This is a genomic window from Pseudomonas sp. HR1 (genome assembly GCF_030175875.1).
Classification (GTDB): Bacteria; Pseudomonadota; Gammaproteobacteria; order Pseudomonadales; family Pseudomonadaceae; genus Chryseomonas; species Chryseomonas oryzihabitans.
The window spans coordinates 45,898-66,421 of sequence record NZ_JASNRF010000010.1; the positions used below are offsets into that span (position 1 = coordinate 45,898).

Sequence of the window (20,524 nt, forward strand, 5' to 3'; positions counted from 1 at the left end):
GTGGCAGCGGTCCGCGGTCGCTGTCTGGTCGCGGGCCATGCCCGGGGACGCCTGGCCTGGGCGCCCCTGGGCCTGAGTTTCTGGGGTGGCGTCGATCCGGCCAGCGGTCGGGTGATCGATCGCCACCATCCCCTGCACGGCCTGGAACTGGCCGGACGCATCCTGGCCATTCCCAGTGGACGCGGTTCCTGCACCGGCAGCGCCGTGCTCTTGGAGCTGTTGCTGGCGGGACGCGGACCGGCAGCGCTGGTACTGGACGAGCCGGACGAGATCCTCAGCCTGGGTGCCATCGTTGCGGAAGAACTCTTCGGTCGCTCCCTGCCGGTGGTCAGCCTGGGCGCCGAGGCCTTCGCCGCGCTCGCCGAGCAGGATGAGATCGCGGTAAACGATGGCTGGGTCGGCGCGCCGGGAGAGTTCTTTCCCGACTCCACTAGCGAGGCCCCTGCCGACCTGCAGCTGAGCGCGACCGACCAGGCCAAGCTGGCGGGCGCCGAGGGCCAGGCCGTCCAGGCGGCGATGAAGATCCTGGTGCGCATGGCGCACCTGCAGGGTGCCCGCGAGCTGCTCGACATCACCCAGGCCCATATCGACGGCTGCATCTACACCGGTCCGGCCAGCCTGGCCTTCGCCCAGCGCCTGGTGGAGTGGGGCGGTCGGGTACAGGTACCTACGACTCTCAATGCGGTATCGGTGGATCAACGCCGCTGGCGCGCGCAGGGCGTGGCGCCGGCGTTGGGTGAGCCGGCCTCTGCCCTGGCCGAGGCCTATGTGGCCCTAGGCTGCCGTCCCACCTTTACCTGTGCCCCCTATCTGCTGGACAGCGCCCCGACCCTGGGTGAGCAGGTGGTCTGGGCCGAATCCAATGCCGTGGTCTTCGCCAACAGCGTACTGGGCGCGCGCACCCAGAAGTACGCCGACTTCCTCGATATCTGTACCGCCCTGACCGGTCGGGCTCCTCTGGCCGGCTGCCACCTGGACAGCGGTCGCCGCGCAGCCAAGGTCTTCCGGGTCACCGTACCCGAGGGCCATGACGACGCCTTCTATCCACTGCTCGGCTACTGGATCGGCCTGCGCTCGCCTACCCGGATTCCGGCGGTGCTGGGGCTGGAAAACAGCCAGCCCAGTCGCGACGATCTCAAGGCCTTTGGCGCCGCCTTCGCCACCACCTCGGCGGCGCCGCTGTTCCATCTGGTCGGGGTGACGCCCGAGGCGCCGACCCTGGCCGCGGTGGCCGCACCCGAGCTGGAGATCGAAGACATCACCCTGGCCGATCTGTGCCAGGCCTGGGCCGAACTGGACAGCGCCGTCGCGCGCGAGGTGCAGCTGGTGGCCCTGGGCAATCCGCATTTCTCCGCCGAGGAGTGCCAGCGCCTGGCCGAACTCTGTCGCGGGCGGCAGCGGCATCCCGAGGTGGCGCTGGTGATCACCCTGGGCCGCGAGGTGCGCGCGGCGGCCGAACGGTCTGGCAGCCTGGCCGAGCTGGAAGCCTTCGGTGCCCAACTGGTCGGGGACACCTGCTGGTGCATGCTCGGCGAACCCCTGGTGCCGCCCCAGGCCCGCACCCTGCTGACCAATTCCGGCAAGTTCGCCCACTACGGCCCGGGCCTCACCGGGCGCGAGCTGCGCTTCGCCGGCCTCGCCGCCTGTGTCGAGGCAGCCTGCACCGGACTGGCGCCGGCCGAACCGCCTGCCTGGCTCGTGGCAGCGGACTTATCCACCTGAAGCCCGGTCCGAGTTCTGTACAGGAATTCCGTGGATCGTCCTGTGGATAAGCTTGGCATAGCCGGGCGTGAGGCCCAGGGCGCCTGGCCTGGCGAGAACTGTTCAAAAATTCGCCAGTGCGCGGAAAACCCTGCAATACCAAGGCGTTATAACTGATCCGCTGGATTTGTGGCGATCTGGGTATTCGCCTGACCAATGCCCCTGAGCTATCGTGGGCCTCGGCCAACCTCCCTCGCAGAAGGAATCTTTCATGTCTTCGATCTTCATCACCGGCGCCACCTCCGGCTTCGGCGCCGCCACCGCTCGCCGCTTCGCCAAGGACGGCTGGTCGATCGTCATCACCGGTCGCCGCGAGGATCGCCTGCACGCCCTGGCCGAGGAATTGTCCGGTCAGGCCAAGGTGCTGCCGCTGGTGCTGGACGTCCAGGATCGTGCCGCCGTGGAAGCCGCGGTCGCCGGCCTTCCGGAAGAATTCAACCAGTTGCGCGCCCTGGTCAACAACGCCGGTCTGGCGCTGGGCAACACGCCCGCCCAGAGCTGCGACCTGGACGACTGGGACACCATGGTCGATACCAACATCAAGGGCATGCTCTATTGCACCCGCCTGCTGTTGCCGCGGCTGATCGCCCATGGCGCCGGGGCCGGTATCGTCAACCTGGGCTCGGTGGCGGGCGACTATCCCTATCCGGGCAGCCATGTCTATGGCGCCACCAAGGCCTTCCTCAAGCAATTCAGCCTGAGCCTGAGATCCGATCTGCTGGGCACCGGGGTGCGGGTGACCAACATTGAGCCGGGCCTGTCCGAAAGCGAATTCTCGGTGGTGCGCTTCGGGGGTGACAAGGCCAAGGCCGATGCCGTCTATGCCGGCACCGAACCCCTGACCCCGGACGACATCGCCGAATCCATCCACTGGACGCTGAACCAGCCCAAGCACGTCAACATCAACCGCATCCAGCTGATGGCGACCTGTCAGGCGTTCAGCAATTTCAACATCCACCGCAAGAGCTGAGACGTCGGCCTAGAGCACCTTGACCGCCCGGCCGATGAACTGGATCGGCCCGGTGGGTCGGCCGGTAGGCGAGCCGCCCTGGTCTTCCAGGGTGAGCTCGAACAGCTGATTGGCTTCCAGCGGCGGCAGCTGGTTTAGCGGTACCTGCAGGGTGCGTCCCGGCTGTACCAGACCCAGGGATACCGGACCCTGCCAGGCGTCGGCCTTGGTCCAGAATTGCAGCGTCTTGCCGCTCGGCACGGCGTCGCGCCCCAGGGGAATCAGCTGCAGGTCATGGGCGCTGGCGGTCTGGATCACCCAGCCGGGCGTTCGATCGCTGGGCGCGGCCAGCACCACCAGGTAGCTTGGCGTGGGGACCGGACGCATCAGCAACAGCACGCCAAGCACCAGGCTGGCGGCCAGTCCTGCCGCACTCAGGCCCTGCCAGAGTGCCAGGCGGTGCCACAGCGACTCACGCCGGGTGGTGGCCTTGGCGTCGGCCTCACCCAGACTGCGTTCGATGCGCGGCCAGAGATTCGCGCCGGGTTCGACGGGCTGCACCCGCTCGGCCAGCGGCTGCAGCCGCGCCTCCCAGCGCGCCACCGCGGCGGCCAGCCGGGAGTCCGTCGCCAGCGCACCTTGCACGCGACGGCGCTCCCTGGCGTCCAGGGTACCGAGCACGTATTCGCCGGCCAGGCGTTCGCGCTCTTCGTCCGGGGGCAGGGGAGTATCGTCGTTCATGTCATGCACTCCCTGAGCGCCTTGAGGCCGCGCGTGACCCAGCTCTTCACCGTGCCCAGCGGTGCCTGCAGGCGCTGGGCGATCTCGCCATGGGAGCAGCCGTCCAGGTAGGCGGCCAGGATGGCCTCCCGCCGCGGCGCTTCCAGGTTCTGCAGACAGCCCTCCAGCCGACGGCCGTCGGCCTCTCGCGCCGGATCGGCCGACTCGGCCAGGGGTTCCCACCCGTCCGCCAGGGGCACCAGGCGCTGGCGATCGCGCAAGGCGTTGAGCGCCAGGTTGCGCGCGATGCTGCACATCCAGCCGCGGGCCGTACCGCGCTCCGGGGCGAATCCGGCGGCGCCGCGCCAGATGCGCAGAAAGGCGTCGTGGAGGATGTCCTCGGCCAGTCCGCGATCGCGCACCAGGCGCAGGACGATGCCCAGCAAGAGCGGCGCCTCGTTCTGGTAGAGCCGCTGCAGGGCGGCGCGCTCGCCCCGGGCACAGGCGGCGAGCAGGGCGGCTGGATCAGGGGAGCGGTCGGTCACGAAATCGCGCCAGGCTGGGGACGCCAGGGTGGCGACCGGATCAGCCGAGCCTAGCCGATCCGCGCCTGGCTGTCCCCTGGACCTCAGCCCTTCTTCCAGAACAGATAATCCGCCTGGTAATTCACGGTCTGCCGTTCGCCCTTGTTGGCCGAGGTGCAGGCCTTGGCCGGCGCCACGCCACCCTTGAGCGCGGTGCGCTGGATGTAGGTGGTGCCCTGGAAGGCGCCCTTGCCCTCGGCGGGCGCGGCCTCTACCAGCTGATAGGGCAGGTTGCCGCTACCGGCGGGGGCGATCGCCAGTTGCTTGCCGACCACCTTGGAGCCGTCGCTAGCTTCCCAGGTAGCGGGCGGACCGTAGTAGCGACCCACCTGCTTGCCCTGGCGATCATGCAGGTCGGCCTTGGGACCGACAAAGAACCACTCGGTCTGGCCGGGCATGTCCTTCTTGTCGCGGCACTCGTAGACGATGGTGCCCTTGCCCACGGTTTCCAGCATCAGGCTGTTGCCGGCGGGGACGCGAACGGCTTCGGGCAACTCCCCTTGCGCCAGCAGCGGGGTGCTCAGCAGGGCGGTGAGGGCCAGGATGCTGCAACGGCTATAGGTGTTGTTCATGCGCTTGCTCCGGATTGAGAGGGGCACAGTCAACTGGACTGTAGGGGCTATACCCGGCAGCCGGTGCCCTGGATGCAGCTGTCATGAAAAATTTTCAATGCAGCGGCATAGTCGCCACCGCCTCGCGGCCGAACCGCTCTGTCCTGCGGCTTCTGTCAGCCTGCCGTCAGCCTGGTTTCAGCGATCCCTAAGGTTGTTCGGCGATAGTGGCGCCGGGTCGCGAGCCCGTCCTTCCCAGCCTGCCGGAGTCCTGCCGCGTGTCGTCCATCCCGAGTCCGGCGCGCCTGCGCCTCGAAAGTCTGGCGCTGTGTCTGCTGGCGGTGCCGCTGTTCACCCTGGGGCTGTGGGAGCAGCCCTTCATCGGCTTCGACGGCCGCTTCGCACTCTTCGCCCAGGAGATGTTTCGCCATGGGGCCAGTGCCTTCCCGACCAGCTACGGACAGCCTTATCCCGACTATCCCGCCACCTCCACCCTGTTGATCGACGTCTTCGCCCAGCTGTTCGGCGAGGTCAATCGCCTGGCCACGGTGATGCCCACCGCTCTGGCCTCGGCGGCCATCGTCGGGCTGCTCTATCGCCTGCTGGCCGAGCGGTCCCGCGCCTGGGGCCTGCTGGCGGTGCTGGTGCTGCTGCTCACCAATGGCTTCCTGGCCAAGGCGCGCTCCATCTGCCTCGATCAATTCGTCACCCTGGCGGCACTGGGCTGCTTCTATCTGCTGTGGAGCGCCGATCAGCGCGGCCTGTCCCGGCGGCGCGGCCTGGTGTTCCTGTGCATGGCCGCCGGCTTCGCCGTGCGCGGGCCGCTGGGCCTGATCGAGCCCTGTGGCGTGGTCTGCGTCTACTGGCTGGTGCAGGGCGACTGGCGGCGCAGCTTCGGCTACGGCCTGGTCGGCGCCGTGGTGCTGGCGCTGTGCTGCGCCCTGCTGTTCGGCCTGGCCTGGCGTACCGGCGGCCCGCTCTTCGTCGAAGACGTGCTGCGCATGCAGGTCTCCGGACGGCTGGACGACACCGACGGTGCCGGCTATCCCTGGTGGTACTTCCTGCAGCTGGGCCTCTACCGCTACGCCCCGGCCTTTCCCCTGGCGCTGCTGGCCCTGCCGACGCTGAGACACCACTGGCGGCAGCGCCAGGCGCAGGCGGACAGTCGCCTGCTGCTCCAGCTGGCCGGCTTCGCCGCGCTGATCGTGGTGGCCCTGTCGATTCCCACCTTCAAGAAACCCTATTACATCCTGCCGGCCATTCCGGCCTGCGCCGCCCTCGGCGCCTGGGTGCTGCTGCAGGGGCAGGGCGCCCTGGCCTGGGTACGGCGGCTGTTCCTGCCGTTGCTGGTGATCTTTCCGCTGGTGCTCGGGGTGCTGGTCAAGCTGCGGCAACCCCGGCTGCAGGCCGCCGGCTGGTGGCCCGAGCTGGACCTGCGCTTCCTGCTGGGTGCCTTCGCCATCCTGGCGCTGTTCGCCCTGGTGGCCGCCTGGCGCGAGCGCGGGGCCTTCCGCCTGGGCATGCCCCTGGCCGCGGCGGCCCTGGCGCAATGGCTGCTGGTGGTGCTGGCGCTGGATCCGATGCAGGCGCTGCGCTACGACACCCGCGCCTTCGTCACCCGCCTGGAAAGCCTGCGCCAGGGTGAACCGGGGCAACTGGTGTTCTTTGGCCTGGGCCAGGACACCAAGGCCTTCCGCTACCTGATGAATCTCGACTACGACGTGCCCCTGCCGACCTTCATCGATATCGGCCAGGCAGGGCAGCTCGCCCAGGTCACCCGACCCGCCTATGTGCTGCTCGATGCCGACAGCCAGGCGGCCCTGGCCGGCACGCCGCTGGCCAGCCGCCAGCCGGTGCTGGAAGGGCGCTTCAACGACAATCGCTGGCAGGCCTACTACCTGCCCTGAGGCCGCTGTGATGACCGATTCGCCCGATTTCAAACGTCGCCGGCTGTGCCTGGCGCTGGCCGGTCTGCCGCTGCTGGCCGCCTGCAAGCCGACCCAGCGCTACGGCCTGCCGGAACACCGCGCCCACTGGTTCGAGCGGCATGCCTTCGCTCCTCTGGCGCCGCTGCCGTCGCGCAGCAGCTTCGTGCTCGGCGTCCTCCCCGATACCCAGTACTACAGTGAGAACAACCACGAGATGCAACCCAACGGCCGGCGGGTGGAGCGCTATGGCCACCTGGGCTATCCGCCGGCGCTGGCCTTTCATGCCCAGACCCATTGGCTGGCGCACAACGCCGCGGCGCTGAACCTGCCGTTCGTGGTGCACCTGGGCGATCTGGTGGAAAACGCCGAGCAGCGTGGCGAGTGGGCCCTGGCCAGCCACGCCATGGCACGCCTTGAACAGGCCGGGGTGCCCTACAGTGTCATGACCGGCGACCATGATGTCGTCGAGCTCTACACCGAGGACCGCCTGCGTGACGGTCGCGAACTCTTCACCCAGTATTTCGGCCGTGAGCGGGCGGCGCGCCAGGCCACCTTCATCGAGCGCGACGTCACCGGTCTCAACGAGGCCCATAGTTTCTCGGCGCTGGGGCAGGGCTTTCTGCTGCTGACCCTGGACTGGTGTCCCTCGGACCAGAGTCTGGACTGGGCCCAGGGCATGCTGGATCGCTATCCGCACCTGCCGACCATCCTGGCCTCGCACAACATCGTCGACCTGGTGAACGGCCAGCCGGTGCTTTCCACCCGGCGCAACGACACCGGGATACGGTTGTGGAATCGGCTGATCCGCCGCAACGACCAGATCTTCCTCACCCTCAACGGCCACAATCACGGCAGTGGGCACCTGCGGATGACCAATGACCTGGGCCATCCGGTGGATCTCCTGCTGATCAACTACCAGACCGAATACGCCGGCGGCAACGGCCTGCTGCGCCTATTGGAACTGGACCTGGCGCGGGGCCGACTGGAGGCCTTCACCTATTCGCCCTGGGTCGCCTATCGCCAGCAGAGTGGTGACCTGCCGGTGCGGCTGGGCAACGATCCGCGCGACACCTATACGGCCGAGGTGCTGGCACCCCTGGCGTCGCCGCAGTTCGACAACAGATTCGTGCTCGAGGTGGATTTCGCCACACGCTTCGCCGGCTTTGGCGGCTATACTGCGCAACTGCCGGCGGTGGCGGAAGAAGGTGTGCTGGCGAGAATGCGCCAGCAGCTGGGGATCGCCTGACGGATCAGGCGGCGAGCAGCCAGCCCCCGGCCACGGCCGTGGCGACGCCGGCGAGTCGCACCAGCGGCGTGGCCGCCTGGGGCAGGTAGCGCACCACGGCATAGCCCAGAGCATGCAGGGTGGCGGTGGCGGCGACGAAACCGGCGGCATAGGCCCAGGGATTGCCCATTTCCGGCAATTCCAGACCATGGGCCACGCCGTGGAACAGGGCGAAGGCGGCGGTCAGGCCGACGGCGGCGGCCACCGGCGGACGGGCGGCCAGGGCCACCAGCAGACCCAGGGCCAGCACCGAGGCAGCGATGCCGGTCTCCAGCAAGGGCAGCTCCAGCCCGGCGAAGCCCAGCAGGCCGCCGATCAGCATGGTGCCGACAAAGGTGCAGGGCAGCGCCAGGCGCGCCTTGCCCTGCTGCTGCGCGGCCCAGAGCCCCACGGCGAGCATGGCCAGCAGGTGGTCGAGACCGGTCAGGGGGTGCAGCACCCCGGCGGCCAGGCCGTTCTCGGCATGACCCGGATGGGCGAAGGCCAGGGCTGGGGCGAGCAGCAGGGCGGCGGTGGCGAAGATCTTGGCGTGTTTCATGGGGGCTCCTTGGGGATATATTCCTGGACTCAGGCGGCGGTCAGCAGACCCTGCTTCTCGATGAAGGCGATGATCTCTTCCAATCCCAGACCGGTCTTCTGATTGCTGAAGACGAAAGGCTTGTCGCCGCGCATCTTGCGGGTGTCGCGATCCATCACCTCCAGGGAGGCACCGACCTGCTCGGCCAGGTCGATCTTGTTGATCACCAGCAGATCCGACTTGCAGATGCCGGGGCCACCCTTGCGCGGCAGTTTGTCACCGGCCGAGACGTCGATGACGTAAAGGGTCAGATCGGACAACTCCGGGCTGAAGGTGGCGGACAGGTTGTCGCCGCCGGATTCCACCAGGATCAGGTCCAGGCCGGGAAAGCGGCGGTTGAGCTGGTCCACCGCTTCCAGGTTGATGGAGGCGTCTTCGCGGATGGCGGTGTGCGGACAGCCCCCGGTCTCCACACCAAGGATACGCTCGGGCGCCAGGGCCTCGTTGCGCACCAGGAAATCGGCGTCTTCGCGGGTGTAGATGTCGTTGGTCACCACCGCCAGGTTGTAGCGCTCGCGCAGGGCGCGGCAGAGGGCCAGGGTGAGGGCGGTCTTGCCGGAACCGACCGGTCCGCCGATACCGACGCGCAGGGGTTGAGTTGTCATCAGGGGATCTCCTAGGAACGGAACAGGCGGCTGTACTGCCGCTCGTGGGCCATGCTGCTGAGGGCCAAGCCGAAGGGGGCGCCGCCCCAGTGCGCTTCGGGCAGGGCAGCGGCCTGCTCGGCCACGGCGGTCAGGGTCGGCAGCAGAAGGGAGGTGAGGCGCTGGGCCGCTTGCTGGCCCAGCGGCAGGGTTTTCATCAGCACCGCCAGCTGATTTTCCAGCCAGGTCCACAGCCAGGCGTCCAGCGCCGCTCGCGGTGCGATCGCCCAGGCGCGGGCAGCCAGCGCCCAGCCGAGGGCGAAGGTTGGGGCCCGTTCGCCGAGCAGGCGGCGGCTACTGTCGTCCAGCTCCGGCAGACCCAGCAGCAATTGCGCCAGGGAATAGCCGGTCTGGCGACTTTCCAGCTGGAATTCCGCGGTTTCGCGACTGGCACGATGGTGCTCGGCCAGTTCGCTCAGGCGCGTCCAGTCGCCCGCCGCGGCGGCTTGGCAATGGGCCAGCAGCAGCGGCGCTTCGAAGCGCGCCAGATTGAGTTCGAGATTGTCGCGCAGCCAGACCTCGGCCTCCGCCGCGCTGCGGATCAGGCCGCTGTCGATGGCCAGTTCCAGTCCCTGGGAATAGCTGTAGCCGCCAATTGGCAACTGGGGACTGGCCAGGCGCAGCAGCGCGAAGGGCGAATTCACGTGCGCACGCCGAAGTGGTGCAGCTTGGGTGCGTAGTTGAAGCCTTCCTCGCCATGGTGCGAGTGATGGTGACCGCCGCCGTAGGCACCGTGCTCGGGCTGGAAGCCGGCCTCGATCTCGCTGACCCGGGCGCCGAGCTGCTCCAGCATGGCCTTGAGCACGTAGTCGTCCAGCAGCCGTAGCCAACCGTCGCCGATCTGCAGGGCGACGTGGCGATTGCCCAGGTGATAGGCGGCGCGGGTCAGTTCGAAGGCGCTGGCGCAGGTCACGTGCAACAGCTTTTCCGGGCGGGCGACGACCCGCACGATGCGGCCATCGCGGGCTTCCAGGCAGTCGCCATCGGCCAGCGGCGGTTGGCCGCGTTCGAGAAACAGGCCGACGTCTTCGCCAGCGCTGGTGGTGGCTCTCAGGCGACTCTTGCTGCGGGCGTCGTAGGTGAGGTGGAGTTCGGCGTCCCAGGTATCCTGGGGCGCGCAGCGGCTTTGGACGACCAGCATGGCAGGACTCTTGGCAGTTTTGCCCAGCTCTACAGCAAGGTGCCTGCCAAGGCGCGCAAGTCGCCTGGTTCTGGGGCGCCATGAGTTAACCCGGCGTTCAGTTTGCTCTTATTTGGTGCGCCATTGCATCGGCTAGCAGAGCAACGCCCTCTTTTGGGGCGTTTGCGCGCTCGCCGCGCCGCCAATGCTTGCTGCCGATCAGAATCAGCTTGAGTTGCTGCACCATCTTCGCCGCCGGCCACAGCGGCGGCGGTGTGGTCAGGGGTGGCGGATCGATCAACTCCGGCAGGGTAGCGAACACCGTCTTCACCACCAGGTCGGCCAGCACATCGATCTGCGACGGATTCAGGTGGGGCAGGCGACCCAGGACGAGCAGGTCACGGGCCAGGTCCTGGGTGATGCGCTGGCGCAACTCGGCGATGGCCTGGCGCACGGCCAGGGAGCCACCGTATTGCTCGCGGGCGAGAAAGAGGAATTGATCGCGGTTGTCGCTCACGGCGCCGAGAAAGATCTCCACCGAGGCCTCGATCATGCCGCGCTGCTGCAGTTCGTGATGACGCACCTGGCGCAGGGCGTCGCGAAAGGTGTCGCCCACCTCGGCCACCAGCGCCAGGCCAAAGCTCTCCATGTCGGCGAAGTGGCGATAGAAACCCGCCGGCACGATCCCGGCCTGGCGACTCACCTCGCGCAGGCTGAGGCTGCCGAAGCCGCGGCCGCTGTTCATCAGCAGGCGTGCCGATTCCAGCAGCGCCTGGCGCGTTTGCAGCTTCTGCTGGGCACGGATCGACATGGAGAGATTCCGGAAGACAAGGCGGCACTGTAGCAAAGGATGCCCCTGCTGACTCCAAGGGTTTTCCATGACCGCCGGGTGGTAGTCTCTGGCCCGTGCCTTGCCTTGAGAGCGTCATGAATCTCGACAACCGTATCAAGTTTCGCCACCTGCTGTGTTTTCTGGAGATCGCCCAGCAGCGCAGCTTCGCCAAGGCCGCCGATGCCATCGCCGTGTCCCAGCCGGCCATCTCCAAGACCATCCGCGAACTCGAGGAGATCCTCGAGGTGCGCCTGTTCGAGCGCGGCAAGGGCGAGGTGACCCTGACCGAGGCGGGCCTGCTGTTCCTGCGCCACGCCGGTCCCTGCGTCCAGGCCCTGCGCGAGGGCATGCAACTGGTGCGCGGTGGCGAGGCCGGCGGCCTGGTGCGGGTCGGGGTGCTGTCGACAGTGGAAAGCCAGGTGCTGCCCGAGGTCCTGATGCGCTTGCATGACCGTCATCGCCAACTGATCGTCAACGTTGCCACCGGTCCCAGCGCCTATCTGCTCGGACAATTGCGCGTCGGCGACCTGGATCTGGTGGTCGGGCGCATGACCGACAGCCCGGACATCCATGGCCTCGACTTCGAACACCTCTATACCGAGGCCCTGACCCTGGTGGTGCGCCCGGGACATCCGCTGAGCCAGGCGCTGCCGGCGGACCTGGCGACCCTGGCGCGCTATCCTCTGGTGCTGCCCTTGCCCGGGACCACCATCCGCCGCCACGCCGAGAGTCTCTTCGTCCAGTGCGGCATTCCTCTCAGTTCCCAGCGGCTGGAAACCCTGTCGCCGACTCTCAGCCGCCAGTACGTCCGCCAGAGCGAGGCCCTGTGGATCGCCCCGCTCGATGCGGTACGCCGCGACCTGGCCAGCGGCGAACTGGTGGAGGTGGAGCTTGGCGTGCGCGAAGCCGGGGGTTCGGTCGGCATCTGCCGCAATGGCAGCGTGCCCCTGTCGTTGGCCACCCAGAGATTCTGCGACGTCCTGCGCGAGGTGGCCGGCGAGTTGACACTTAACCATTAGGTTATGGGGAAGGGCGCAGCTTTCAATTCAGCCAGGCGGCGCCCTGGGCCACACTGGGATCAGCCAACCTTTGGCCCCGATCCTTCCGTGGAGCATTCCAATGCATAACAAGCCCCACGACGTTCGCTACGTCGCCCGTGATCGCACCTGGCATCCCCAGGCCTATACGCCCGCCTACAAATCCTCGATTCCCCGCTCGCCGCGCCAGGCGCTGGTCAGCCTGCAGCACCAGACGGCTTCCGAGCGCAGTGGCCCGGACTTCTCGCGGCTGCCGCTGGGACCGCACGACAACGACCTGCTGCTAAACTTCGGCACCGGCCAGTTGCCCCAGGGCGAACGCATCATCCTGTTCGGTACCCTGCGTGACCAGTTCGGCAAGCCGGTGCCCAATTCCCTGGTGGAGATCTGGCAGGCCAACGCTGGCGGTCGCTATCGGCACAAGAACGACGTCTACCTGGCACCGCTCGATCCCAACTTCGGCGGCGTCGGCCGCACCCGTACCGACAGCCAGGGCAACTATGTCTTCCGCACCGTCCGCCCGGGTCCCTATCCCTGGCGCAACGGCAGCAACGACTGGCGCCCGGCGCACATCCACGTCTCGGTCATGGGGCCGGCCATCGCCACCCGGCTGATCACCCAGCTCTACTTCGAGGGCGATCCGCTGATCCCGCTGTGCCCCATCGTCAAGTCCATCGCCGATCCCGACGCCGTCCAGACCCTGATCGCCCGCCTGGACATGAGCATGGCCAATCCCATGGACTGCCTGGCCTACCGCTTCGACATCGTCACCCGCGGCGCGCGGCAGACGTTCTTCGAACACCACTGAGGACGCCGACATGACACCCAACCGCCACGACCTGCTGCCGGAAACCCCCTCCCAGACCGCCGGCCCCTATGTGCATATCGGCCTGGCCCTGGCTGCCGCCGGCAACCCCACCCGCGAGGTCGAGATCTGGAACCAGCTGGCCAAGCCCGGTGCCCCCGGCGAGCACATCCTGCTCACCGGCCAGGTGTTCGACGGCAACGGCAACCTGGTGCGCGATTCCTTCCTGGAGTTCTGGCAGGCCGATCACCAGGGCCACTACGATCCGGTCTACGACGTGGAAAAGGCCTTCAACGGCTTCGGCCGCACCGCCACCACCTTCGATGCCGGTGACTGGACGCTGCACACCGTCAAGCCCGGCCAGGTCCAGGACCAGCGCGGCCAGCCCATGGCGCCGCACATCAACGTCATCCTGTTCGCCCGCGGCATCAACATCCACCTGCAGACCCGCCTCTACTTCGACGATGAAGCCGAAGCCAACGCCCGCTGCCCGGTCTACAACCTGCCGGAGCCGGAACGCCGGGCCACCCTGCTGGCGCGTCGCTGCGAGATCGATGGCCGCCTGGCCTATCGCTTCGACATCCATCTGCAGGGCCCGCAGGAAACGGTCTTCTTCGACATCTAGCCGTCTGGACAGCAAAAAGCCCTGCCAAGGCAGGGCTTTTTCGTGGGCGCCAGCCGCAGGTCAGATACGGTAGGTGGTCTTGGTCATCACCTTGGACACCAGGCTCATGCCGTATTTGACCGGCGCGGGGAAGCGCCAGCCACCGGCCGCCAGGGCATGTTCGGCGTGCTGTTCTTCATCGCTGCGCATCTGTTCCAGCACCGCGCGGGACTTGGCGTCGGCCGCCGGCAGCTTGTCCAGGTGCTCGTCCAGATGGCGGCAGACCTGATCCTCGGTAGCGGCGACGAAGCCCAGGCTCAGGCGATCGCTGATCAGGCCGGCACCGGCGCCGATCCCGAAGGACAGGCCATAGAACAGCGGATTGAGCAGACTCGGACGCTCACCCAGGGCGCGGATGCGCTGCTCGCACCAGGCCAGGTGATCGATCTCTTCGTCGGCCGCCTTTTCCATTTCTTCACGCACTTCCGGCAGTTTGGCAGTCAGCGCCTGACCCTGGTACAGCGCCTGGGCGCAGACCTCGCCGGTGTGGTTGATGCGCATGAGGCCGGCCGCGTGACGGCGTTCCTCGTCGCTCAGTTCGGCGTCCTTGAGCGGAATGGCCGGCGAGCTGCGGGTGGGAGCGCCACTGAAGGGCGTCAGGGTACGCAAGGCGGTATCCGCCTGGATCAGCAGTCGATCGAGGGGAGAGTAGAGGCGCTTGGATCTCAAGGTGATCTCCTTGGCGGGCGAAGGGAGGACAGAACGTGGCTCAGCCCGGAGGCCAGGTCATCTGCCGCTTGCCCAGCACATGCATATGGATGTGATAGACCGTCTGGCCACCCAGGGCGTTGCAATTCATCGCCACGCGGAAGCCTTCCTCGCAACCTTGTTCCTGCGCCAGGCGCTGGGCGGTGAAGAGGATATGGCCGGCGAGCTGCTTGTCATCGGCCTCGCTGAGGTCGTGCAGGGTCGCGATGTGCTTCTTGGGAATGACCAGGAAGTGCACGGGCGCCTGCGGGGCGATGTCATGGAAGGCCATGACCTGATCGTCCTCGTAGAGCACCTTGGCCGGAATGTCCCCGGCGACGATCTTGCAGAACAGACAATCCACGTCGATCTCCTGCTGGCTGAATAGACCCCGAGTGTACCAGCGGCTGCCGCCCGGGGTCAGGTGCCGCCGGCGGGATCACCCTTACGCGGGCTGAAAGAGTTTGCCGATCCGCACCGCGGCCGAACGCACCAGGGCGCGGGGGAAGAAGCGGGGCAGCAGACTGCCCAGGCGATTGCGCCAGCCCGGGACGATCACCGCCTGGCGTCTTTCCAGTCCGTGCACCGCGGCCAGGGCCACCTCTTCGGCGGACATCAGCAGCTTGCCCTGCTCCATGCGCCCGGTGTGCAGCCCGGCGTTCTTGAAAAAGGCGGTACGGGTCGGGCCGGGGCAGAGCACCGACACCGACACCCCCCGCTTCTTGAGTTCCTCGCGCAGGCCCTCGGAGAAGTGCAGCACATAGGCCTTGGTCGCCGCATAGCTGCTCATGTAGGGAATGGGCTGGAAGGCCGCGGTCGAGGCGACGTTGAGGATCTGGCCGCCCCCCTGGATCGCCATGTGCTGGCCCAGGGCGTGGCACAGGCGGGTGAGCGCCAGGATGTTCAGCTCCAGCTGCTCCTGCACCCGCGGCCAGTCGGCGGCGAGAAAATCCCCGCCGCTGCCGATCCCGGCGCAATTGACCAGCAGGCCGATGGCTCTCTCGCTCTGCTCCAGTTCGTGCAGCAGACCGGTCAGGTGCAGCGGCTCCGCCAGATCGCAGACCCGGTACAGCACCTCCACGTCGAAGCGCTGGGCCAGCTCGGCGGCGATGCTCTCCAGCTTGTCCTTGCGCCGCGCCAGCAGGATCAGCGGCTGACCCCGCCGCGCCAGGGCCTCGGCCAGGGCCAGGCCGATCCCGCACGAGGCACCGGTTACCAGGGCATAACGCTGCATACTGCTTTCTCCAGGAAAACGCCGGTCGCCGGCGGATCTACCGCGCATCGAGGTTCTGTACGAAAAGTCGCCGAGCGAAGGTTAGGCAAGGCAAAAATCGGCGAGGAAGCGGAGTTTACGAGTGGTAAATGAGCATTCCGAGCTGATTTTTAACGCAGCATTGCCGAGCGCAGGCACTTTTCTTACAGAGCCTAGTAGGGTTTGACCACCACCAGGATGACGATGGCGATGAGCACCAGAACCGGTACCTCGTTGAACCAGCGATAGAACACATGGCTGCGCTTGTTCTCGCCGCGCTCGAATCTCTTGCGCATGGCGCCGCAGACATGGTGATAGCCGATCAGCACCACCACCAGCGCCAGCTTGGTGTGCATCCAGCCCTGGGTCAGCCAGCTCGGGTTGATCACCAGCAGGCCGATGCCGAACACCAGCGTCAGGATCATCGCCGGCAGCATGATGCCGCGGTACAGCTTGCGCTCCATCAGGCAGAAGCGCTCGTGGCTCACGGCGTCGCTGCTCTGGGCGTGATAGACGAACAGGCGCGGCAGATAGAACAGGCCGGCGAACCAGCAGACCAGGGCAATCAGGTGGAAGGCTTTCAACCAAAGATAGAGCATCGGGGCGTTCTCCTTATCAATCGGCGTCATCAGGCGGCGCGATATTAGAGTGGCGCTGCCGGCAAGTCATTCACTCCGGTCATCTCGGCCAGGCTCCCGTGGTCGTGCAATAGTTGACCCTTTTGCTCGGGCAAGCGGATAATTTCCTGACTGAATTGTGTTCGGCGCAAGCCGGGAGACTACGGCAATGACCATTGAAACCTTCACCCCGACCCCCCTGCAGTTCACCCTGGGCGCGGCCAGCAAGGTGAAGAACCTGATCGAGGAAGAGGGCAATCCCCGCCTGAAGCTGCGCGTCTTCGTCACGGGTGGCGGCTGCTCGGGCTTCCAGTACGGCTTCACCTTCGATGAAGATTCCGCCGACGACGACACCGTCATCGAGCGCGATGGCGTGCACCTGGTGGTGGATCCCATGAGCTTCCAGTACCTGGCCGGCGCCGAGGTGGACTACCAGGAAGGCCTGGAAGGTTCGCGCTTCGTCATCAAGAACCCCAACGCCGCCACCACCTGCGGCTGCGGTCAGTCCTTCTCCATCTGACCTTGCACAGCCTCTGGCCTAGTGCGGATAGAGCGCACCCAGGACGCGGAGGCCGCGGGCGCCGGTGACTTCCGGGCAGTTGCCGGGCAGGCGCTCGCAGAAACGCTGGGCCAGCCAGGCAAAGGCCATGGCTTCCATCCAGTCCGGCGACACGTCATAGGCTGCGGTGCTCTGCACCTTGGCCGGCGCCAGTAGCCGCGCCAGACGCGCCATCAGATCCCGGTTGTGCGCCCCCCCGCCACAGACCAGCACCTCGTCCACCACCTGGGCTGCCAGGATGCTGTCGGCGATGCTGCGGGCGCTCAATTCGGCCAGGGTGGCCTGAACATCGGCCGGAGCCAGCGCCTCATGCCGGGCGAGATGCGCTTGCAGCCAGGGCAGGTTGAAATGCTCGCGCCCGGTGCTCTTTGGTCCGCTTTTCACGAAGAAGGGATCGCTCAGCAGCCCCTGCAGCAGCGCCGGCACGACCTGTCCCTGCGCGGCCCAGGCGCCATCGGCGTCGAAGAGCCGCCCCTGGCTGTGGTGGATCCAGGCATCCAGCAGCACATTGCCCGGTCCGCAATCGAAGCCTCGTACCGGCAGACCCGGTGCCAGCAGGGTCACGTTGCTGAAGCCGCCGATGTTGAGCACCGCGCGCGGACGGTCCAGGCCGAAGAGATCGGCATGGAAGGCCGGGACCAGGGGCGCGCCCTGGCCACCAGCGGCCAGGTCGCGGCGGCGAAAGTCGGCGATGACATCGATGCCGGTCAGCTCGGCCAGCAGGGCGGCATCGCCGATCTGCAGGGTGTAGCCCTGCGCCGGCAGATGGCGGATGGTCTGGCCATGGCTACCCACGGCACGGATATCCGCGGGCGTCAGCCCCTGCTGCGCCAGCAGTTCGGCGATACCCTGGGCGGCCAGCCCGACCCAGGCCTGTTCGGCCCGGGCGATGCGCTCGATCTCGTTGTCGCCGGGCGCGCACAGCGCCAGCAGGTCGCGGCGGAGCGCGTCCGGCATGGGCACGCCCAGGGCAGCAACGAAACGGGTCCGCTCATCCTGCTCGATCAAGGCGATATCCAGTCCATCCAGACTGGTGCCGGACATCACCCCCAGGTAGCGCTCCATCTCAGCGCTTGTTCATCGCGAGCAGCGACGCCCGCTCCTGGTCCATGCGGGCCATGAGCGGCTGGCTCTGGGCCAGGAAGCGCGAGATCTCGTTCTTGGCGATGGGATCGGCCATCGGCAGTTTCACCCCGAGCGGATCGACGTGGTTGCCATTGATGCGGAATTCGTAGTGCAGGTGCGGACCGGTAGCCAGCCCCGTCATGCCCACGTAGCCGATCACCTGGCCCTGCTTCACCGAGGCGCCGGCTTGCATGCCCTTGGCGATCCGGCTCATGTGGCCATAGACGGTGGTGTAGGTCTTGCCGTGCTGGATCATCACCACGTTGCCGTAGCCATTCTCGCGACCGGACTTGGCGATCTTGCCGTCGCCGGTGGCATGGATCGGCGTACCGGTGGGCGCGGCATAGTCGACGCCCTTGTGCGCGCGCATCTTGTTCAGCACCGGGTGGAAACGACCCATGGTGAAGCGCGAGCTGATCCGCGAGAACTCCACCGGGGTACGGATGAAGGCCTTGCGCATGCTGCCGCCTTCCGCCGTGTAGTAGTTGGTGGTGCCGTTCTTGGCGGTGTAGCGCACGGCCGTGTAGGCCTTGCCCTTGTTGACGAAGCGGGCGGCCAGGATGTTGCCGTAGCCGACGTGCTTGCCGTTGACCACCTTGTCCTCGTAGACGACCTCGAATTCGTCGCCTTCCTGGATGTCCAGCGCGAAGTCGATGTCGTAGCCGAAGATGGTGGCCAGCGCCATGGTCATGTCATGGGACAGTCCGGCTTTCTGCGCCGAGGCGAACAGCGAACTGCTGATCCGACCCTGGGCATAGGCCTTGCGGATGTCCGGGGTAACGGTCTTGTGCTCGACCTCATAGCCCTGGTCGGACTTGACCAGCGACAGGGTCTGCAGCGCGGTGAGCTTGGTGCGCACCGCCAGCAGGTCACCTGAGTGATCACGCTGGAACTCGATCTTCTGGCCCACCCGCAGGCGGGTCAGCTTCTTGGCTTCCTTGCTGCTGGCCAGCACCTCGTGCACCACGGCAGCGGCAAGGCCAGCCCGCTCGAACAGGGTCGAGAGGGTGTCGCCCTTGCGCACGGTTTCGGTCTTCCACTGCGGCTCGACGCTCTCGGTGGCGGCAACTTCCTCTTCGGCAGGCGCTTCCTCGGCGGTCTGAGCTTCCGTCTGCTCAGGGGCGACCTGGGCAAATGGGGAGGGGGACTGGGTGTCCGCGGCTTGAGTATCTGCGAGCACTTGCTCCTTCAGGTCATCCTGACCCTGCACGACGCGCCGGGCGTCCTGTTCAACATCCAGATTGATGGAAGTGCGTTTCGCCTCGACCTGCTGAGAGGGAAACACGAGCAAGGCCAGACTCAAGAGTGCGGCCACCCCGCTGGCGGCCACGAGGTGGCTTTTGGGGTAGAACGGACTTTTGGGGATTGGCTTCGTCATTTAGCTAAAGTGATGATCTGACGTTAAAAGAAGTGAATAACTGCCTAAAATATAATCAAAATCTGGCTGTCACAACCCTTTGGGGTGGTGATCCGACGTGCCGGCTGGCGGCTACTAGGGGCATCTTGATAAGGTTCACGCTTTCGAAATTCAGAGGCGAAGCCCCCATGAAAACGGTCCAGGAGCAGCTGGCGGTCATCAAGCGTGGAGCAGATGAGCTGCTTGTCGAGTCAGAGCTTGTAACAAAACTGGAGCGTGGCACCCCGCTGCGCATCAAGGCAGGCTTCGATCCGACCGCTCCGGATCTGCACCTTGGCCACACCGTGCTGATCAACAAGCTGCGCCAGTTCCAGGAGCTGGGCCACCAGGTCATTTTCCTGATCGGCGACTTCACCGGCATGATCGGCGACCCCAGTGGCAAGAGTGCCACCCGCCCGCCGCTGACCCGCGAGCAGGTGCTGGAGAATGCCGAGACCTATAAGGCCCAGGTGTTCAAGATCCTCGATCCGGCCCGTACCGAAGTGGCCTTCAATGCCACCTGGATGGATCAGCTGTCGCCGGCCGACTTCATTCGCCTCTCTTCCCAGTACACCGTGGCGCGCATGCTCGAGCGCGACGACTTCAGCAAGCGCTACGCCGGCAACCAGCCCATCGCCATCCACGAGTTCCTCTATCCCCTGGTCCAGGGCTATGACTCCGTCGCCCTGCGCGCCGATGTCGAGCTGGGCGGTACCGACCAGAAATTCAACCTGCTCATGGGCCGTGAACTGCAGCGCGCCTATGGCCAGGAAGCCCAGTGCATCCTCACCATGCCACTGCTCGAAGGTCTGGACGGCGTGAAGAAGATGTCCAAATCCCTGGGCAACTACGTCGGCATCCAGGAAGCGCCCGGCGTCATGTACAACAAGCTGGTGTCCATTCCCGACACCCTCATGTGGCGTTACTTCGAGCTGCTCAGCTTCCGCAGCCTGGAAGAGATCGCCCAGTTCCGCAGCGATGTTGCGCAGGGCGCCAATCCCCGCGACATCAAGATCAAGCTGGCCGAAGAGATCGTGGCCCGCTTCCACGGGGAAGAAGCCGCCCAGACCGCCCACCGATCCGCGGGCAACCGCATGAAGGATGGCGAGCTGCCGGAAGACCTGCCGGAAGTCGAGCTGGAAACCGATGCGGCGCTGCCGGTCGCTGCCGTCCTCAACAAGGCTGGACTGGTGAAGAACGCAGCAGCAGCCCGCGACCTGCTGGCGGCGGGTAGCGTCAAGGTGGATGGCGAGGTGGTCGATCGCGGCTTCCTGTTCGAGATCGGCCGTACCTATATATGTCAGGCCGGCAAGAAGGCTTTCGCCCGCATCAGCGTCCGTCAGCAATAAATTTGAAATAACCTGTTGACCTGTCCTGAAACTCCCCTATAATGCGCCCCACTTCCGGCGCAGACGCTGAAGCGGCTTGAAA

At 66.5% G+C, this 20,524-nt stretch carries 23 protein-coding genes; 9 read left to right on the forward strand and 14 right to left on the reverse strand.

Annotated elements, in window-relative coordinates; translation table 11 throughout:
- On the forward strand, positions 1 to 1,722 hold the full coding sequence (gene lhpI / locus QKY98_RS23050; protein WP_284671646.1) for a cis-3-hydroxy-L-proline dehydratase: 1,722 nt from the start codon (positions 1 to 3) through the stop codon (positions 1,720 to 1,722).
- A gap of 250 nt (positions 1,723 to 1,972) precedes the next feature.
- Positions 1,973 to 2,731 (forward strand): SDR family oxidoreductase, encoded by a 759-nt coding sequence (locus QKY98_RS23055; protein WP_027599105.1) that lies wholly within the window; start codon positions 1,973 to 1,975, stop codon positions 2,729 to 2,731.
- A 9-nt stretch (positions 2,732 to 2,740) separates the two neighbouring features.
- Here the strand turns inward: QKY98_RS23055 and QKY98_RS23060 are convergent, their stop codons facing one another.
- The 3 genes from QKY98_RS23060 to QKY98_RS23070 form a co-directional block, all read right to left on the reverse strand.
- Complete coding sequence (locus tag QKY98_RS23060; RefSeq protein ID WP_284671647.1) at positions 2,741 to 3,451, reverse strand: anti-sigma factor; 711 nt, start codon at positions 3,449 to 3,451, stop codon at positions 2,741 to 2,743.
- A complete protein-coding gene (locus QKY98_RS23065; RefSeq protein ID WP_284671648.1) occupies positions 3,448 to 3,975 on the reverse strand; it encodes a sigma-70 family RNA polymerase sigma factor in 528 nt (175 codons plus the stop codon). Before QKY98_RS23065 ends, QKY98_RS23060 begins: the two co-directional genes overlap by 4 nt.
- An 83-nt stretch (positions 3,976 to 4,058) precedes the next feature.
- Complete coding sequence (locus QKY98_RS23070; protein WP_027601376.1) at positions 4,059 to 4,586, reverse strand: DUF3455 domain-containing protein; 528 nt, start codon at positions 4,584 to 4,586, stop codon at positions 4,059 to 4,061.
- A 257-nt stretch (positions 4,587 to 4,843) separates the two neighbouring features.
- Between QKY98_RS23070 and QKY98_RS23075 the strand changes: the two genes are divergently transcribed.
- Together QKY98_RS23075 and QKY98_RS23080 are read left to right on the forward strand one after the other, a co-directional pair.
- Positions 4,844 to 6,472, forward strand: coding sequence for an ArnT family glycosyltransferase (locus tag QKY98_RS23075; RefSeq protein ID WP_284671649.1), 1,629 nt, complete (start codon positions 4,844 to 4,846; stop codon positions 6,470 to 6,472).
- Positions 6,473 to 6,482: 10 nt separating this feature from the next.
- Positions 6,483 to 7,739 carry a metallophosphoesterase family protein gene (locus QKY98_RS23080; protein WP_284671650.1) on the forward strand — a complete coding sequence of 419 codons (1,257 nt, stop codon included), beginning with the start codon at positions 6,483 to 6,485 and terminating at the stop codon, positions 7,737 to 7,739.
- 4 nt (positions 7,740 to 7,743) lie between these two features.
- On the opposite strand, the gene QKY98_RS23085 is transcribed toward QKY98_RS23080, so the two are convergent.
- The 5 genes from QKY98_RS23085 to QKY98_RS23105 form a co-directional block, all read right to left on the reverse strand.
- Positions 7,744 to 8,316 (reverse strand): HupE/UreJ family protein, encoded by a 573-nt coding sequence (locus QKY98_RS23085; RefSeq protein WP_027599099.1) that lies wholly within the window; start codon positions 8,314 to 8,316, stop codon positions 7,744 to 7,746.
- 29 nt (positions 8,317 to 8,345) lie between these two features.
- Entirely contained in the window at positions 8,346 to 8,960 is a 615-nt protein-coding gene (ureG, locus tag QKY98_RS23090; protein WP_007162627.1) for an urease accessory protein UreG, read from the reverse strand.
- A gap of 11 nt (positions 8,961 to 8,971) precedes the next feature.
- On the reverse strand, positions 8,972 to 9,643 hold the full coding sequence (locus QKY98_RS23095; RefSeq protein WP_144962364.1) for an urease accessory protein UreF: 672 nt from the start codon (positions 9,641 to 9,643) through the stop codon (positions 8,972 to 8,974).
- Entirely contained in the window at positions 9,640 to 10,140 is a 501-nt protein-coding gene (gene ureE, locus QKY98_RS23100) for an urease accessory protein UreE (protein WP_042138369.1), read from the reverse strand. Before ureE ends, QKY98_RS23095 begins: the two co-directional genes overlap by 4 nt.
- A gap of 97 nt (positions 10,141 to 10,237) precedes the next feature.
- Positions 10,238 to 10,930 carry a TetR family transcriptional regulator gene (locus tag QKY98_RS23105; protein WP_284671651.1) on the reverse strand — a complete coding sequence of 231 codons (693 nt, stop codon included), beginning with the start codon at positions 10,928 to 10,930 and terminating at the stop codon, positions 10,238 to 10,240.
- Positions 10,931 to 11,046: 116 nt separating this feature from the next.
- Here QKY98_RS23105 and pcaQ point away from each other — a divergent pair, with 116 nt between their 5' ends.
- The 3 genes from pcaQ (at position 11,047) to pcaG (ending at position 13,418) form a co-directional block, all read left to right on the forward strand.
- Positions 11,047 to 11,970: a pca operon transcription factor PcaQ gene (pcaQ, locus tag QKY98_RS23110; protein WP_145155936.1), complete on the forward strand. Its 924-nt coding sequence runs from the start codon at positions 11,047 to 11,049 to the stop codon at positions 11,968 to 11,970.
- Positions 11,971 to 12,070: 100 nt separating this feature from the next.
- Positions 12,071 to 12,796: a protocatechuate 3,4-dioxygenase subunit beta gene (gene pcaH, locus QKY98_RS23115; protein ID WP_007162622.1), complete on the forward strand. Its 726-nt coding sequence runs from the start codon at positions 12,071 to 12,073 to the stop codon at positions 12,794 to 12,796.
- Positions 12,797 to 12,806: 10 nt separating this feature from the next.
- Complete coding sequence (gene pcaG, locus QKY98_RS23120) at positions 12,807 to 13,418, forward strand: protocatechuate 3,4-dioxygenase subunit alpha (protein WP_284671652.1); 612 nt, start codon at positions 12,807 to 12,809, stop codon at positions 13,416 to 13,418.
- Between the two features lie 60 nt (positions 13,419 to 13,478).
- Here the strand turns inward: pcaG and coq7 are convergent, their stop codons facing one another.
- The 4 genes from coq7 to hemJ all read right to left on the reverse strand — a co-directional run bounded on the left by coq7 (position 13,479) and on the right by hemJ (position 15,995).
- Complete coding sequence (gene coq7, locus QKY98_RS23125) at positions 13,479 to 14,126, reverse strand: 2-polyprenyl-3-methyl-6-methoxy-1,4-benzoquinone monooxygenase (RefSeq protein ID WP_007162620.1); 648 nt, start codon at positions 14,124 to 14,126, stop codon at positions 13,479 to 13,481.
- Positions 14,127 to 14,166: 40 nt separating this feature from the next.
- Positions 14,167 to 14,508: a histidine triad nucleotide-binding protein gene (locus QKY98_RS23130; protein ID WP_017642985.1), complete on the reverse strand. Its 342-nt coding sequence runs from the start codon at positions 14,506 to 14,508 to the stop codon at positions 14,167 to 14,169.
- Between the two features lie 81 nt (positions 14,509 to 14,589).
- Positions 14,590 to 15,378, reverse strand: a complete 789-nt coding sequence (locus QKY98_RS23135) for an SDR family NAD(P)-dependent oxidoreductase (protein WP_007162618.1) — start codon at positions 15,376 to 15,378, stop codon at positions 14,590 to 14,592.
- 191 nt (positions 15,379 to 15,569) lie between these two features.
- Positions 15,570 to 15,995 carry a protoporphyrinogen oxidase HemJ gene (hemJ, locus tag QKY98_RS23140; protein ID WP_007162617.1) on the reverse strand — a complete coding sequence of 142 codons (426 nt, stop codon included), beginning with the start codon at positions 15,993 to 15,995 and terminating at the stop codon, positions 15,570 to 15,572.
- 187 nt (positions 15,996 to 16,182) lie between these two features.
- On the opposite strand from hemJ, the gene erpA reads away from it, so the two are divergent.
- Positions 16,183 to 16,533: an iron-sulfur cluster insertion protein ErpA gene (gene erpA, locus QKY98_RS23145; RefSeq protein WP_007162616.1), complete on the forward strand. Its 351-nt coding sequence runs from the start codon at positions 16,183 to 16,185 to the stop codon at positions 16,531 to 16,533.
- An 18-nt stretch (positions 16,534 to 16,551) separates the two neighbouring features.
- Here erpA and QKY98_RS23150 read toward each other — a convergent pair whose 3' ends face one another.
- Together QKY98_RS23150 and QKY98_RS23155 are read right to left on the reverse strand one after the other, a co-directional pair.
- The gene (locus QKY98_RS23150; protein ID WP_027601384.1) at positions 16,552 to 17,637 is read right to left on the reverse strand and encodes an anhydro-N-acetylmuramic acid kinase; all 1,086 of its coding nucleotides are present in this window, start codon (positions 17,635 to 17,637) and stop codon (positions 16,552 to 16,554) included.
- Between the two features lies 1 nt (position 17,638).
- A complete protein-coding gene (locus QKY98_RS23155) occupies positions 17,639 to 19,075 on the reverse strand; it encodes a peptidoglycan DD-metalloendopeptidase family protein (protein ID WP_077173183.1) in 1,437 nt (478 codons plus the stop codon).
- A 167-nt stretch (positions 19,076 to 19,242) separates the two neighbouring features.
- Between QKY98_RS23155 and tyrS the strand changes: the two genes are divergently transcribed.
- On the forward strand, positions 19,243 to 20,442 hold the full coding sequence (tyrS, locus tag QKY98_RS23165; RefSeq protein ID WP_027601386.1) for a tyrosine--tRNA ligase: 1,200 nt from the start codon (positions 19,243 to 19,245) through the stop codon (positions 20,440 to 20,442).
- The last annotated feature ends 82 nt before the right edge of the window (positions 20,443 to 20,524 follow it).